This is a genomic window from Klebsiella pasteurii, assembly GCF_018139045.1.
Classification (GTDB): Bacteria; Pseudomonadota; Gammaproteobacteria; order Enterobacterales; family Enterobacteriaceae; genus Klebsiella; species Klebsiella grimontii.
In genome coordinates, this window is sequence record NZ_CP073236.1 from 5522255 (window position 1) to 5537582 (window position 15328).

The following is a 15328-nucleotide window of genomic DNA, read 5'->3' on the forward strand; positions in this document are numbered from 1 at the left end:
TCTCCTGCGGGGAAGGGACGCCGCATCGTCGTAAGGAATTCCCCATGAACAAGATCATCCGCTCCGCCCTGCTGGCCTGCGGCCTGGCAGGCTACGCGCTCGCCGCCGCCGCCGCCGCCGCGCCGGCCGTTCCGGTCCGCGTCGTCACCGTGGAACACGCGCCGCACGCCGGCGAACGGCAAATCTCCGGCCGCGTTGAGGCCATTCACTCCGTCGATATTCGCGCCCGCACCGAAGGAAAGATTGTGCAGCGCCACTTCCAGGATGGGCAGTACGTCAACCAGGGCGATCCGCTGTTTACGCTGGATGACGCCCAGCCTAAAGCCGCACTGGCGCTGGCCCAGGCTGAACTGAAGAGCGCCCAGGCGTCGCTACGCCAGGCCCAGCAGCTGCTGAGCCGCTACCGGCAGTTGATCAATAACCACGCGATTGGCCGCAACGACCTTGATACCGCGCAGATGCAGCGCGATGTCGCCGCCGCCGCCGTGGAGCAGGCCCGGGCGCGCATTGCCGCCCAGCAGATTACGCTCGGCTACACCCGCATTACCTCGCCGGTCACCGGGCGCGTCGGCCATAGTCCTTTTCACGTCGGTAGCCTGGTGAACCCTGCCAGCGGGGTACTGGCCGATGTGGTCCAGCTCGATCCGATTCGGGTGGTGTTTTCGCTGGATGAAACCGCCTTTTTCGCCAAAGCGGGGCAGCACACGGATATTGCCGCGCTGAAGGAAGCGTGGCTGGCGCAGGTGGATGTCGATGGACGGCGTGAAGACGGCGTTCTGACCTCCGTCGATAACCGTATTGATAGCCGCACCGCCAGCGTGGCGCTGCGCGCTGAATTCGCTAACCCGCAGCACCGCCTGCTGCCCGGCGGCAACGTCACCATTTTCTTCCGCCCGCGGCAGCTTCAGGAGAGCCCGATGATCCCTGCTTCTGCGCTACGGCAAGATGCGCAGGGCTTTTACAGCTGGGTACTGACGGCGGACAACACCGTGACGATGCGCCGCTTGACCCCCGCCGGTCAGCATGGCCAGAGCTTCGTGGTGGCCGATGGCCTGAAAGCGGGGGAGCGCGTAGTGACGGAAGGCGCCCAGCGCCTGCGTGACGGCGCGGCCGTTCAGCTGCTGAGTGAATAAGGGAGAGGCGATGCTCACATTTTTTATCCGTCGTCCGCGCTTTGCGATGGTGATTGCACTGCTGATGACCTTTGTCGGCGCGGTCTCGCTGAAGCTGATCCCGGTCGAGCAGTATCCGCAGATTACGCCGCCGGTCATCAACGTCAGCGCCAGCTGGCCGGGCGCCAGCGCGGCGGACGTGGCGGAAGCCATTGCCGCGCCGCTGGAGACCCAGCTCAACGGCGTCGACCATATGCTGTACATGGAGTCCACCAGCTCCGATGAGGGGACCTACAGCCTGAGCCTGACCTTTGCCGCCGGTACCGATGCCGATTTAGCCGCGATCGACGTGCAGAACCGCGTGTCGCAGGCGGTGGCGCAGCTGCCTGCCGACGTGCAGCAGAACGGCGTGCAGGTGCGCAAGCGGGCAACGAACCTGCTGATGGGGGTGAGTCTCTATTCGCCGCTCGGCACGCTGTCGCCGTTGTTTGTCAGCAACTACGCCAGCACTCAGGTGCGCGAGGCGCTGGCGCGTCTACCTGGCGTCGGGGAAGTGCAGATGTTCGGCGCGCGCGACTACAGTATGCGCATCTGGCTGCGCCCCGACCGCATGAACGCGCTGAATATCACAACCGACGATGTTGCCCAGGCGCTACGCGAGCAGAACGTGCAGGGCGCGGCGGGGCAGGTGGGGACGCCGCCGGTATTTAACGGCCAGCAGCAGACGCTGACCATCAACGGTATCGGGCGACTGAGCGACGCCGCCGGCTTCGGGGAGATTGTGGTTCGCAGCGGCGACCGCGGCCAGCTGGTGCGCCTGTCCGACGTGGCGACCATCGAGCTGGGCGCGCGCAGCTACAGCTCCGGCGCGCAGCTCAACGGCAAAGATTCCGCCTATCTCGGCATCTACCCGACGCCCACCGCGAACGCTCTGCAGGTCGCCAGCGCGGTACGCGCTGAGCTGACCCGGCTGCACGCGCGTTTCCCGGCGGATCTCACCTGGGAAGTGAAGTTTGATACCACCCGCTTTGTTGCGGCGACGATCAAAGAGATCGGCGTGTCGCTGGCGCTGACCCTGTTGGCGGTGGTGGTGGTGGTCTCGCTGTTTCTGCAGAGCTGGCGGGCGACGCTGATAGTCGCTCTGGCGATCCCGGTATCGCTTATCGGCACCTTCGCCGTGCTCTATGGGCTGGGCTACAGCGCCAATACCCTGAGCCTGTTCGCAATCATTCTCGCCCTGACGATGGTGGTGGATGACGCCATCGTGGTGGTAGAGAGCGTGGAAACCAAAATGGCGGAGGGACTGGCGCGCGGCGCGGCAACCGCCGAGGCGCTGCGGCAAATCGCCGGGCCGGTGATCGCCACCACCCTGGTGCTGCTGGCGGTGTTTGTGCCGGTAGCGATGCTGCCGGGGATCGTCGGCGAGCTGTATCGCCAGTTCGCGGTGACCCTATCGACGGCAGTGACCTTGTCGAGCGTGGTAGCGCTGACCCTGACGCCCGCGCTGTGCGCGCTGCTGCTGCGTCCGCGGCCGCAGCAGCCAGCCGCCATCTGGCGCGGTTTTAACCGCAGTCTGGATAGGGTGCGCGATGGTTACGGGCGTCTGGTTGGGAGGATGAATCGTCGCCCCTGGCTGGCGCTGGCGGCGACAGCGGCGGCGGCCGGGGTGGTGGTGTTTAGCTTTACCACCATGCCGAAGGGGTTTCTGCCGCAGGAAGATCAGGGTTATTTCTTTGCCAGCGTACAGCTGCCCGAAGCCGCCTCGCTGGAGCGTACCGAAGCGGTGATGGCCCAGGCGCGCGAGCTGCTGAAACTGAATCCGGCGGTTGAGGATGTGATTCAGGTGTCCGGTTTTAATATTCTCAACGGTACCAGCGCTTCAAACGGCGGATTTATCTCGGTGATGCTGAAGGACTGGCACCAGCGGCCGCCGCTGGAGGCGGTGATGGAAAAAGTGCAGGGCCAGCTGATGGGGTTACCGGAGGCGACAATCATGACTTTTGCGCCGCCGACGCTGCCGGGGCTGGGCAACGCCTCCGGGTTTAATTTACGCATTCTGGCCCAGGCCGGACAATCGCCGGCGGAGCTGGAGCAGGTGACGCATCAGGTGCTGCGGACGGCTAACCAGTACCCGCAGCTGAGCCGGGTATTTACCACCTGGAGCAGCAACGTGCCGCAGCTGACGCTCACGGTCGATCGCGACCAGGCGGCCCGGCTGAACGTACCGGTGGCGAGGATTTTCAGCAGCCTGCAAACCGCGTTTGGCGGCACCCGCGCCGGCGATTTCAGCATCAACAATCGTGTCTACCACGTGGTGATGCAAAACGAGATGCAGTGGCGCGAGCGAGCAGAGCAGATAAGCGAGCTGTACGTGCGCAGCGACAGCGGCGAGCGGGTTCGCCTGAGTAATCTGGTGACGATTACGCCGACGGTGGGCGCGCCGTTTATTCAGCAGTATAACCAGTTCCCGTCGGTATCGGTGAGCGGGTCGGCGGCCGAAGGCGTCAGCAGCCGGACGGCAATGGCGGTGATGGAGCAGATTTTACAAGCGAATCTGCCGCACGGTTATGATTACGCCTGGAGCGGCATTTCCTGGCAGGAGCAGCAGACCGGTAACCAGGCGGTGTGGATTGTGCTGGCGGCGGTAGCGATGGCGTGGCTGTTCCTCGTCGCCCAATATGAGAGCTGGACGCTGCCGGCGAGCGTGATGCTGTCGGTGCTGTTCGCCATCGGCGGGTCGCTGCTGTGGCTCTGGTGGGCCGGGTATGCCAACGATGTGTACGTGCAGATAGGCCTGGTGCTGCTGATCGCGCTGGCGGCGAAAAACGCGATTTTGATCGTCGAGTTTGCCAGGGCGAAGCGCGAAGAGGGGGTGTCGATCGTCGACGCCGCCCGCGAAGGGGCGACCCGCCGCTTCCGCGCGGTAATGATGACGGCGGTCTCTTTTATTATTGGCATTGTGCCGATGATGCTCGCTACCGGCGCCGGAGCGCAGAGTCGGCGAATTATCGGCACCACGGTGTTCAGCGGCATGCTGGTGGCGACGGTAATCGGCATTTTGTTTATTCCTTCGCTGTACGTGCTGTTTCAGCGCCTGCGCGAGTGGGCCCACCGCCGGATGTAGGTGGACTGGGGTTTGGTGTCTGGAGATGTGCTGCGGGTTTGGTAGCCCGGACAGGCGCGGTAGCGCCGCCTCCGGGACGGTGTGGTAGGGGTTCCGTTCACTATTATTCCGCAGAAAATGTCTCACCGTGGTACGTGAACGGGTAAAGGGGGAGAAAACCGTCTCCCCCTTTACAATCCCCGCGGTCCCGCAAAGAAATCGGTGCTACGCACTGCGCTCACCTCCCGGACCTCAGCCTGCGGTTCGCCGATTTCAGCGGGGGCCAGGGCATCGCTGCATATCACGTTGTTTCAGAGACATATCCGCTGCGGCATGAAAATCTCCCGGAGGCGGCGCGTCGCGCCTGTCCGGGCTACTCTTCCGCAGACGGCTGGAAACCCGTAGCCCCGGTAAGCGCAGCGCCACCGGGGAAATCGGCTGCAGAATATTGCCGGGTTGCGAAACACCCCCGGAGACGATGTTTTGCCGATTACCTGCTCTCCACCGCGATCATGGTGACGAACGGATGGTACTGCCACGGCACGCTGCCGCCTTTCTGGTACATCTTCGAAATGGTGCCGTCGAGATAGAGCATCTGGCGCACGTTGAGCTTCGACTGCGCATAGCAGGCGAAATCGTAGAAATTGGTTTCGCGCGCGCTGAGCATAAAGACCACCTTGCCATCGCCGGTGATGCCCACGCCGTTACGCAGCTTGCGCGAGCTGGCGGACGGCTTCAGCCGCCAGTTGATCTTGCCGTTTTCAATCAGCATTGGCCCGGACTGCACGGCGTAGCGGATAGCCGGCGATGGCCTGAATTTATTGATGCTGACAATCCCCGCGTTTTGCCCGCGCAGATAAAAGACCCCGCCGGGACGAATAAAAAAGTTGCCACCGCCGGAGGCGCGGTTAAGTGGGGTCAGCTGCCTGCCATTCTCGATATACAGCCCCAGCGGCGCGTAAGCTTTATCATAAATTCCGCCGTTCATCGCCATCTGTACCTGCCCGTCGCGGTTGATATCCCCCAGCAGCGAGCGCAGCGATCCCCAGGCTTTACCGTCCTCATTCTGCCAGTACATCACGATGCGTTCGCGATGCGGATCAACGGTATAGCTTTGCAGCGTCAGGGACGGGTCGGTCAGCGAGCACTTCCCGCTGGCAAAGGCGGGCAGAGATAACAGCAACAGCGGCAGAAGCGATGACAAGCGCACGGCGGGGTTCCAGACTACCAAAGAGAGCGTGCAGTATAGCGTTTTATCGCCGCTACGCCGTCCAGATTTCGCAGTGCTTTTGTACCAGCCCGATCAACGAGCCGCCATTGGCGACAAACTCGCGCATCTGCTGCGGCTCGCTGCGATTCTGCTTCGCCTGGCGCACCATCGCCTCCAGCGCGCTGCCGGCGTTGAGCTTATGGGCGCTGGGCGCCAGCTTATCCGCCAGCTGTAAAATCTCTTCACGCAATGTTCGCTGTTCGCCGCTGTTCACATCGGTATTGATCCCGTCGAGCCCATAGCGGCAGGCCTGATAGCGGTTGAAGGGGTAGAGCAAATAATCCTCGGGCAGATGCTTAAACGGCCGCTCCGTCAGCAGCCAGCAGGCGATGATCTGGATAAAACCGGCGATATTCACCGCCTGGCTAATCGTCAGCGGCGTATCCATCACCCGGACTTCGACAGTGCCAAAGCGCGGGCTGGGGCGAATATCCCAGTGCAGATCCTTCATGCTATCGATCATGCTGGTATAGCTAAGACGGCGAAACAGACCGGTAAAAGCCTGCCAGTTATTGACCCACGGCATCGGGCCGTTATCAGGATAGGCGGCGAAAAGATTAAGCCGCGAGCAGGCAAAGCCGCTATCGGTCCCGTCGAGCCAGGGCGATGCCGCGTTCAGCGCGATAAAATGAGGTACGAAGCGCGACAGGCCGTGCAGAAGATAAATGGCATCATCGCCGTTTTGACACCCCACGTGCACGTGCTGGCCGAAGATCGTTGCCTGCTTCGCCAGATAACCAAAGTGCTCGACGGTTTTCCGGTAGCGCGGGCTATCGCTGATCTGCTGGCGCTGCCAGCTTTGAAACGGATGCGTTCCACCGCCGCAGATTTTCACATGATGGCGGGCGGCGGCACGAAGCACCGCCTGCTGAACCGCGCTCAGCTGCGCCGTCGCCTGGTGGATATCGCGGCAGACGCCGGTGGCGATCTCCAGCATGCTTTCGGTAATGTCATGCTTGGCCTCGCCCGCTTTCAGCGTGCCCTGCACCTCGTCAATCAGCGCGGAAGAGTCCTGGCTCAGATCGAAACCCGGCGGGTTGACGACCTGGAGCTCAAGCTCGATACCGAGGGTAAATGGCTCGGAGCGGTGAAAATCAGGTAACGGCATGGCGACTCCCTCTTTCTCTTTATCAGAAAGTATAGAAGACAACGTCTCAAACTGATGATTTGTCGGACATTATGAATTTAATTTATAGAAAATAACGCCACGTGATTATCCCTTTAAAAAGAAAGTAAGGCTGGTGCAATCCTGCAACAGAATTCCCGCCGGTGGTGCAAAAAGATAAGGTGATTATATTTTTTCGAGTAAAATCATATGGATGTTATAAGTCATTCTTATTTTATAAGCCATTTCACACTTATTTTCCGCGCATTCAGAACTGGTATGTATCTTGCCTGTTAAATAGCGACTTTTATTTAACAGGGACAATGTGATGCTGAAGACAAAATTACTTTCGCGTAAACGCCATCTCGCCGTTGCTGTTAGCGGGGCATTGGCGCTGTTTGCCTCTGTGCCGACTCAGGCTTCAACCCTGCGGATCGCCATGACCGCCGCCGATATCCCGTTAACCCTCGGACAACCCGATCAGGGTTTTGAGGGCAACCGCTTTACCGGCATTCCGCTTTACGATGCCTTAGTTGAATGGGATTTGTCGCAGGGAGAGAAACCCAGCGGCCTGGTGCCGGGGCTGGCGACCGAGTGGCACGTTGACCCGCAAAATCAAAGCCGCTGGATTTTCACCCTGCGCCCGGGGGTTAAATTTCACGATGGTTCTGCGGTCAACGCCGATGCCATCGTCTGGAACGTGGATAAGGTGCTGAATAAAGCCGCGCCGCAGTACGCGCCCGGCCAAATCGGCAACACGCTGTCGCGCATGCCGACCCTCACCGGCGCGGAAAAAATTGACGACCATACCGTGGCGCTGACCACCTCCGAACCGGACGCGCTGCTGCCGTATAACCTCACCAACCTGTTTATCGTTTCGCCGACCGCGTGGCAGAAGCTGTACGACGCGGTGCCGTCCGGCACCGGCGATACCGCCGCGCGCAGTAAGCAGGCGTGGACCGAATTCGCCGCCCACGCGGTGGGCAGCGGTCCGTTCAAAATGGAAAAACTGGTTCCCCGCCAGCAGCTGATCCTCGATAAAAATCCCGACTACTGGAACAAAGATCGTATTCCGCGGGTGGATAAAGTGGTGCTGATCCCGCTGCCGGAAGCCAACGCCCGCACCGCGGCGCTGCTCTCGAAGCAGGTGGACTGGATCGAAGCCCCGGCCCCTGATGCGGTTGATCAAATTAAAGCCCAGGGCTTTAAAATCTACGCCAACACCCAGCCGCACCTGTGGCCGTGGCAGTTCTCCTTTGAAGAGGGCTCGCCGTGGAAAGATATTCGCGTGCGCAAAGCCGCCAACCTGTGCCTGAACCGCGCGGAGCTTAAAAGCTATCTCGGCGGCTATATGACCGAAGCGACCGGCGTCTACGAGGCTGGCAGTCCGTGGCGCGGTAAACCCACCTTCCAGATCAAATATGACCCGGATACCGCCCGCAAGCTGATGACCGAAGCCGGCTATAGTGCCGGGAAACCGCTGCACGTCACGGTCGCCACCTCGGCCTCTGGCTCCGGGCAGATGCAGCCGCTGCCGATGAACGAGTACATTCAGCAGAGCCTGAAAAGCTGCTTCTTTAATGTCGATATTAAAGTCAACGAATGGAACACCCTGTTTACCAACTGGCGCCTCGGGGCGAAAGATCCCTCCGCGAAAGGGATCGATGCGATCAACGTCAGCGCCGCGGTTAACGATCCCTATTTCGGCATGATCCGTTTCTCTACCGCGAAGGCCTTCCCGCCGGTGGCGACCAACTGGGGCTACTTCTCGACCCCGGAAACCGAAAAGCTGGCGGCGGCGGTAAAGCACGCGTTTACCCCGGCCGAAATGGATAAAGCCGCCGGTGAACTGCACGCCGCGCTGGTTGATCAGGTGCCGTTCCTGTTCGTCGCCCACGATGTCGGACCAAGGGCGATATCGCCAGCCGTCACCGGTGTGGTACAGCCGCAAAGCTGGTTTATCGACCTTAGTCTGGTGAGCAAAAAAGAGTAATCGACACGGGAGCAAGAGATGATCAATACGCTGCTATATCGCATCCTGCTGGCCGTCCCCACCATGCTCGGGGTGGCGGTGATCTGTTTTATGCTGGTGCAGATAGCGCCGGGCGACCCGCTGGTATCGGTGATGCCGCCGGACGCCTCGGAATCGCTGCGTCAGACCTTAATGCAGGCCTACGGCTTTGATAAACCACTGCCGCTGCAGTTTGTGCACTGGCTATGGCGGGCGCTGCACGGCGATTTGGGGATGTCGGTCGCTACCGGGCGTCCGGTCATCGATGAGGTGATGACGGCGGTCACTTACTCTCTGCGTCTGGCGCTGCTGGCGACGGCGATCGGATTTGTGCTGGGCAGCCTGTTTGGTTTTGTTGCCGGTTACTTTCGTAACAGCATTATTGACCGTCTGGCCTCGGTGCTGTCGGTATTCGGCGTCAGCGTGCCGCACTACTGGCTGGGGATGCTGCTGGTCATCGTTTTTAGCGTCAAATTCGCGCTGCTGCCGGCGACCGGCGGTGGGCCAATCGGTGAGGTGGGCTGGCAGTGGGACTATGAACACCTGCAGTTTATGCTGCTGCCAGCCTTCACGCTGTCGGTGATCCCGACCGGCATCATCGCCCGCACCGTTCGCTCGCAGGTGGCGGATATTCTCAGCCAGGAGTTTATCGTCGGCCTGCGCGCCCGGGGGCTCAACGAGTCGCGGATCTTTCTGCACGTGGTGAAAAACGCCGCGCCGACCGCGCTGGCGGTGATGGGACTGCAGGTTGGCTATCTGATGGGCGGCTCGATTCTGGTGGAAACCGTTTTCTCCTGGCCCGGCACCGGTCTGCTGCTGAACACCGCCATTTTCCAGCGCGACCTGCCGCTATTGCAGGGCACCATCTGGGTACTGGCGCTGTTCTTTGTGCTGCTCAATCTGCTGGTGGATATTCTGCAAACCAGTCTCGACCCGCGAATTAAGAGGAGCTAACGATGGTGGATACCGTGACGACCAAAGGCATTGCCGTCGCCGCCACGACGGTGGCCAGACAAGGCTACTGGCGCGGCGTGTTTCGCCGCTTGCTGCGCGACCCCGGGGGCGTATTCGTTGGCGCGATCATCCTCGTGCTGTTGACGCTGGCGCTGTTCGGTCCCTGGCTTATCGTCAAAGACCCGTATCAGACGTCGATGTTTTTACGCCTCAAGCCGATCGGTACCGACGGCTTCCCGCTGGGCTCCGATGAGCTCGGGCGCGACATGCTATCAAGGCTGATTCTTGGCACCCGACTATCGCTATTTATGGGGATTGTCCCGGTGGTGTTCGCCTTTTTTATCGGTGGGGCGATCGGCATTATCGCCGGCTATGCGGGGGGGAGAACCAATACCCTGATTATGCGCACCGTGGACGTGTTTTACGCCTTTCCCTCGGTGCTGCTGGCGATAGCGCTCTCCGGCGCGCTGGGGGCGGGCATCGGTAACGCGCTGCTCTCGCTGACCCTGGTGTTCGTGCCGCAAGTGGCGCGTATCGCCGAAAGCGTCACCGCGCAGGTACGGCATATGGACTACATCGACGCCGCCCGGGCCACCGGGGCCAGCGCGTTCACCATTATTCGCGTGCAGGTGCTGGGCAACGTGCTGGGGCCGATTTTCGTCTTCTCCACCGGACTCATTTCGGTGTGCATGATCCTCGCCTCCGGGCTCTCTTTTCTCGGCCTTGGGGTTCGCCCGCCGGAGCCGGAATGGGGGCTGATGCTGAACACCCTGCGTACGGCGATTTATACCCAGCCGTGGGTGGCGGCGCTGCCCGGCCTGATGATTTTTATCACCTCCATTTCGTTCAATATCCTCGCGGACCGCCTGCGTGCGGCAATGGCGATTAAGGAGTAAGCGATGCAACCCTTTATCAATATCGACCTCGGCGGACCGGCGCAGCCGTTGCTGAAGGTCAACAACCTGCTGAAGCATTTTCCCGCTGGCGGCGGCAAAGCGCGCGAAGTGGTGCAGGCGGTGGACGACATCAGTTTTTCGGTGATCAAAGGCGAAACCCTCGGCGTGGTGGGGGAGTCGGGCTGCGGTAAATCCACCACCGCGCGGCTGCTGATGCAACTGCTCAAACAGGATAGCGGGGAGCTGATCTTCGATGGTCTGGAGGTGGGCTCATCGCGCCTGCCGATGAAAGCGTATCGCCGCCAGGTGCAGATGGTCTTCCAGGATAGCTACGCCTCGCTCAACCCGCGTATGACCATGGAAGAGAGCATTGCCTTCGGCCAGCGGGTACACGGCGTCAGCGCCAAAGAGGCCAGCGAATACGCCCGCTATCTGCTGGCGCACGTCGGCCTCGAACCGGAACGTTTTGCCCACCGTTATCCGCATGCGCTCTCCGGCGGCCAGCGCCAGCGCGTGAATATCGCCCGCGCGCTGGCGATGAAGCCCCGACTGGTGATCCTCGACGAGGCCGTCTCGGCGTTGGATAAATCGGTGGAAGCCCAGGTGCTGCAGCTGCTGCAGGAGCTGAAACGGACGCTGGCGCTGACCTATGTGTTTATCAGCCACGATCTGCACGTGGTGCGCTGGCTGTCGGACCGCATTCTGGTGATGTATCTCGGCGAGGTGGTGGAGATTGGCCCGGCGGAGCAGCTGTTTACCGCCTCGGCTCACCCCTATACCCGGGCGTTGTTAAGCTCGATGCCGTCGATGGACCCGCATAATCGCACCTTAACCTCTGCGCTGAACGGCGATCCGCCCAGCCCGATTTCGCCGCCTTCCGGCTGCCGCTTTCATACCCGCTGCCCGCACGCCAGAGCGGTGTGCGCCGAGGTGAAGCCGACGCTGCAAAGCGTCGGCGAGGGGCACCAGAGCGCCTGCCTGATGGCGCAGCCCGCGTCACCCTGGCATCAAAATATCGCCATTCAGGAGGTCAGCCATGTCGCATGAAGCTTACGTCCATATCCGCGACCTGCGGGTTGATTTTCGCCGCGACGGCCAGACGGTCAACGCGGTCAACGGCGTCTCCTTTGATGTGCAAAAGGGCGAGGTCATGGCGCTGATCGGCGAATCTGGCTCCGGGAAAAGCGTGACCCTGCGCGCCCTGATGCGGCTGCATCCGCCGAAAAGCAGCGTGCTTTCCGGCACCCTGAAGGTCGGTGAGGACGAGGTGCTGACCATGAATGCCGGGCAGCTGCGGCGCTACCGCGGCGCGCGCTGCGCGATGATTTTCCAGGAGCCGCTGTTGGCCTTCGACCCGGTCTATACCGTGGGTCAGCAGATCGTCGAAGGGTTGCGTCGCCATGAAGGCCTGTCGCGCCAGGCGGCGCGAGAGCGGGCGCTGGAGGCGCTGCGCCAGGTGCGTATTCCGAGCCCCGAGCGGCGGCTGGATGCATACCCGCACGAGATGTCCGGCGGGATGCGCCAACGGGCGATGATTGCCCTCGCGCTCTCCTGTAACCCGCAGCTGCTGTTGGCGGATGAGCCGACCACCGCCCTTGATGCCACGGTGCAAATCCAGATCCTGATTCTGCTGCGCGAGCAGCAAAAGCAGCGCGATCTGTCGATTATATTTGTGACCCACGATATCGGCGCGGCGGTGGAGATCGCCGACCGGGTGGCGGTGATGTACGCCGGGCGCATCGTCGAAGAGGCGTCGATTGAGGAGATTCTGTATCGTCCGCGCCATCCTTACACCCAGGTGCTGCTGGGCAGCCGTCCGAAAGAGGGACTGAAAAAGGGCGATGCGCTGCGCTGCATTCCCGGCTCACCGCCGGATCTCTCGCGCCTGCCGCCGGGCTGCGCGTTTGCCGAACGCTGTCCGCACGCGCGTCCCGCCTGTACGCAAAGCCAGCCGGCCACCGAACAGGCCGGGCCGCGTCACGTGGTGAGCTGCCATCGCTGGCGCGAGCTGAGCTCGTCCGTTGAAAACCAGGCGCTTTACGCCTGAAGCCAGGAGAAAAACACGATGCAGGATGACCTTCGCGCGTTTATGCCCTATCCGCCGCATCCGGTGGCGCATGCGCTCAGCGGGCCGCTGAGCGGGTTAACCTTTGCGGTCAAAGATCTGTTCGACGTGGCGGGCTACCCGACCGGCGGCGGCAATCCGCATCTGCTGGCGCTATCCGGGATTAAAAACCGCACCGCGCCGGTGGTGCAAACGTTGTTAGATAACGGCGCGCGCTTTATCGGCAAAACCCATACCAGCGAGCTGGCGTATTCGATGAGCGGGCACAACGTTCATTACGGCACCCCGCGCAACGGCGCCGCGCCGAATCATATTCCCGGCGGCTCTTCGTCCGGTTCGGCGTCGGCGGTATCGAACGAAGTGTGCGACTTTGCCCTCGGTACCGATACCGGCGGCTCGGTTCGGACGCCGGCGAGCTACTGCGGACTGTTCGGCCTGCGTCCGACCCACGGCCGTCTTTCCCTCGACGGCTGCCAGCCGCTGTGTGCCACCATGGATACCTGCGGTTTCTTTGCCCGCTCGCCGGAGGTCTTTTCCGCCGTCTCTGCCTGTCTGTTTGCCGATGAACGCGCGGATCTGAGCGGTGTTCGGCTGGCCTGTCATGATGGGCTGTTTTCCCGCCTGCCGCTGCGCAGCCAGCAGGCGCTGCAGCCGGTTCGCCAACGGCTGGCGCGCTTTTTCGGCGCGGTAACCCCGCTCACCGCGCCGCTGCCGGACGTGGACGATATCTATCTCGCCTTTCGCCAGATACAGGGCTATGAAGCGTGGCAGGCGCAGGGCGAAACCATTGAGCGCTACGGCCTGCAGCTAGGGCCGGACGTCCGCGAGCGCTTTTTTTGGGGCAAAGCGGTCACCCGCGCGCAGTTTGACGCCGCCTGTCAGCAGCGCGAGCGTTTCGCCGCCTGGTGGGACGCGCAGCTGGGCGATGCGGTACTGGTGATGCCGACCGTTCCTGACGGCGCGCCGCTGCTGACGGCGCAGGCCGAGGAGATAGAGGCGGTCCGCCGCCTGTCCCACGACCTGCTGTTAATTTCCGTGATGACCCAACGTCCGCAGGTGACGCTGCCGGTCGCCCAGATGGGCGGTCTGCCGCTGGGGATCTCATTTTTAGGGCCGCGCGGCAGCGATCGTCTACTGGTTGAGCTTGCCGCCGCGTTTATGCAAGGAGACCGAAATGAGCAGTGATGTCCTTTTTACCCCGATGACCGAAACCACCGACTGCCGGATTAACGGCGAACGCCTGTGGAATTCGTTGATGACGCTGGCGGAAATCGGCGCCACGCCGAAGGGCGGCTGCTGCCGTCTGACGCTGACCGATCTTGATCGCCAGGGACGGGATTTGGTGATTAGCTGGGCGCAGGCGGCGGGGATGTGCGTCACCGTCGACAAAATCGGCAACGTCTTTATGCGCCGCGAAGGGCGTAATCCGGCGCTGCCGCCGATTGTCTCCGGCAGCCATATTGATACCCAGCCGACCGGCGGCAAATTTGATGGTAACTATGGCGTGCTGGCGGCGCTGGAGGTAGTGCGCTCCCTGAACGATCGGGATATCGAAACCGAAGCGCCGATTGAAGTGGTGTTCTGGACCAACGAAGAGGGATCGCGCTTTGTGCCGGTGATGATGGGTTCCGGGGTATTTGCCGGGGTTTTCCCGCTGGAAACCATCTATGCCGCGCAGGATGCGGACGGTAAAACCGTGGGCGAGGAGCTGGCGCGCATCGGCTATATCGGCAGCCAGACGCCGGGCGATCATCCGATTGGCGCCTACTTCGAAGCGCATATTGAACAGGGGCCGATTCTGGAGGATGAAGAGAAAATTATCGGTATCGTGCAGGGCGTGCTGGGGATCCGCTGGTATGACTGCGTGGTGACCGGCCAGGAATCCCATGCCGGACCGACGCCGATGCGCCTGCGCCAGGATGCGCTGCAGGTGGCGACGCGTATTATGCAGGAGGTTGTGGCGATCGCCGGGCGCAGCGAGGAAGGGCGCGGTACGGTAGGGAGGGTGCAGGTCTATCCAAACAGCCGTAACGTGGTGCCGGGGGAGGTGACGTTTTCGATTGATATGCGCAATCTCAGCGATGCGCTGGTGGATGAGATGGACCGTCAGCTGCGGGCGTTTATCGCCGACGTTGAACGGGAGAGCGGCCTGAAGGTAGCGCTGAAAGAGGTGAGCCACTATCCGGCCGCGCCGTTCCACCCGGATTGTCAGGCGGCGATTGCCGACGCCGCGCAGCGTCTGGGCTATCCCGCGCGGGAGATTGTCTCCGGCGCCGGACACGACGCGGTATATATGAGCTACCTGGCGCCAACCGGGATGATTTTTATCCCCTGCAAGGATGGGATCAGCCACAACGAAATCGAGTACGCGTCGCCGGAGCACGTTGAGGCCGGCGCGAACGTGCTGCTGCAGGTGATGCTGCAGTACGCGCGGGTAGTATAAACGACCGTCCTCCCCGGTCGCGCTGCGCTTACCGGGGCTACGAGTTTCCAGCCGTCTGCGGGGCGGTAGCCCGGGTAAGGCGTTTACGCCGCGCCCCGGGATTTCCGGGCCCGGTGCCTGAGGGAGGCAGTTTGGGTAGCCCGGACAGGCGCGCAGCGCCGCCTCCGGGAGATTTTCATGCAGCAGCGGATATATCTCTGAAACAACGTGATATGCAGCGATGCCCTGGCCCCCGCTGAAATCGGCGAACCGGAGGTCCGAAGACAAGGGCTGGCCGCCAGGGATGGCGGACAGAAGCGAATCGAGACAGGGATGTCGAGTTGAGCCGACCGCAGGCTGAGGTCCGGGAGGTGAGCGCAGTGCGCAGCA

11 protein-coding genes are annotated in these 15328 nt (G+C 61.9%); 9 read left to right on the forward strand and 2 right to left on the reverse strand.

Going from position 1 to position 15328, the window contains the following annotated elements; all coding sequences use genetic code 11:
- Positions 1-44: 44 nt before the first annotated feature.
- Both KCG39_RS25775 and KCG39_RS25780 read left to right on the forward strand, forming a co-directional pair.
- Positions 45-1133, forward strand: a complete 1089-nt coding sequence (locus KCG39_RS25775) for an efflux RND transporter periplasmic adaptor subunit (protein ID WP_142467831.1) — start codon at positions 45-47, stop codon at positions 1131-1133.
- Between the two features lie 10 nt (positions 1134-1143).
- Positions 1144-4236 (forward strand): efflux RND transporter permease subunit, encoded by a 3093-nt coding sequence (locus KCG39_RS25780; RefSeq protein WP_142467830.1) that lies wholly within the window; start codon positions 1144-1146, stop codon positions 4234-4236.
- Positions 4237-4705: 469 nt separating this feature from the next.
- On the opposite strand, the gene KCG39_RS25785 is transcribed toward KCG39_RS25780, so the two are convergent.
- Complete coding sequence (locus KCG39_RS25785; RefSeq protein ID WP_004130234.1) at positions 4706-5425, reverse strand: phosphodiester glycosidase family protein; 720 nt, start codon at positions 5423-5425, stop codon at positions 4706-4708.
- A gap of 52 nt (positions 5426-5477) precedes the next feature.
- The gene (locus KCG39_RS25790) at positions 5478-6593 is read right to left on the reverse strand and encodes a YbdK family carboxylate-amine ligase (RefSeq protein WP_004130236.1); all 1116 of its coding nucleotides are present in this window, start codon (positions 6591-6593) and stop codon (positions 5478-5480) included.
- Between the two features lie 325 nt (positions 6594-6918).
- Here KCG39_RS25790 and KCG39_RS25795 point away from each other — a divergent pair, with 325 nt between their 5' ends.
- From KCG39_RS25795 to KCG39_RS25825, 7 genes are read left to right on the forward strand one after another with little or no spacing between them, the layout of a single operon-like run.
- A complete protein-coding gene (locus tag KCG39_RS25795; protein ID WP_004130238.1) occupies positions 6919-8583 on the forward strand; it encodes an ABC transporter substrate-binding protein in 1665 nt (554 codons plus the stop codon).
- Positions 8584-8601: 18 nt separating this feature from the next.
- On the forward strand, positions 8602-9555 hold the full coding sequence (locus KCG39_RS25800; RefSeq protein WP_142467829.1) for an ABC transporter permease: 954 nt from the start codon (positions 8602-8604) through the stop codon (positions 9553-9555).
- 2 nt (positions 9556-9557) lie between these two features.
- Positions 9558-10451 (forward strand): ABC transporter permease, encoded by an 894-nt coding sequence (locus KCG39_RS25805; protein WP_004130242.1) that lies wholly within the window; start codon positions 9558-9560, stop codon positions 10449-10451.
- 3 nt (positions 10452-10454) lie between these two features.
- The gene (locus KCG39_RS25810) at positions 10455-11498 is read left to right on the forward strand and encodes an ABC transporter ATP-binding protein (RefSeq protein WP_004130245.1); all 1044 of its coding nucleotides are present in this window, start codon (positions 10455-10457) and stop codon (positions 11496-11498) included.
- On the forward strand, positions 11488-12498 hold the full coding sequence (locus KCG39_RS25815) for an ABC transporter ATP-binding protein (protein WP_142467828.1): 1011 nt from the start codon (positions 11488-11490) through the stop codon (positions 12496-12498). Before KCG39_RS25810 ends, KCG39_RS25815 begins: the two co-directional genes overlap by 11 nt.
- An 18-nt stretch (positions 12499-12516) precedes the next feature.
- Positions 12517-13701, forward strand: a complete 1185-nt coding sequence (locus tag KCG39_RS25820) for an amidase (RefSeq protein ID WP_211811498.1) — start codon at positions 12517-12519, stop codon at positions 13699-13701.
- Entirely contained in the window at positions 13691-14959 is a 1269-nt protein-coding gene (locus tag KCG39_RS25825; protein WP_142467826.1) for a Zn-dependent hydrolase, read from the forward strand. Before KCG39_RS25820 ends, KCG39_RS25825 begins: the two co-directional genes overlap by 11 nt.
- The last annotated feature ends 369 nt before the right edge of the window (positions 14960-15328 follow it).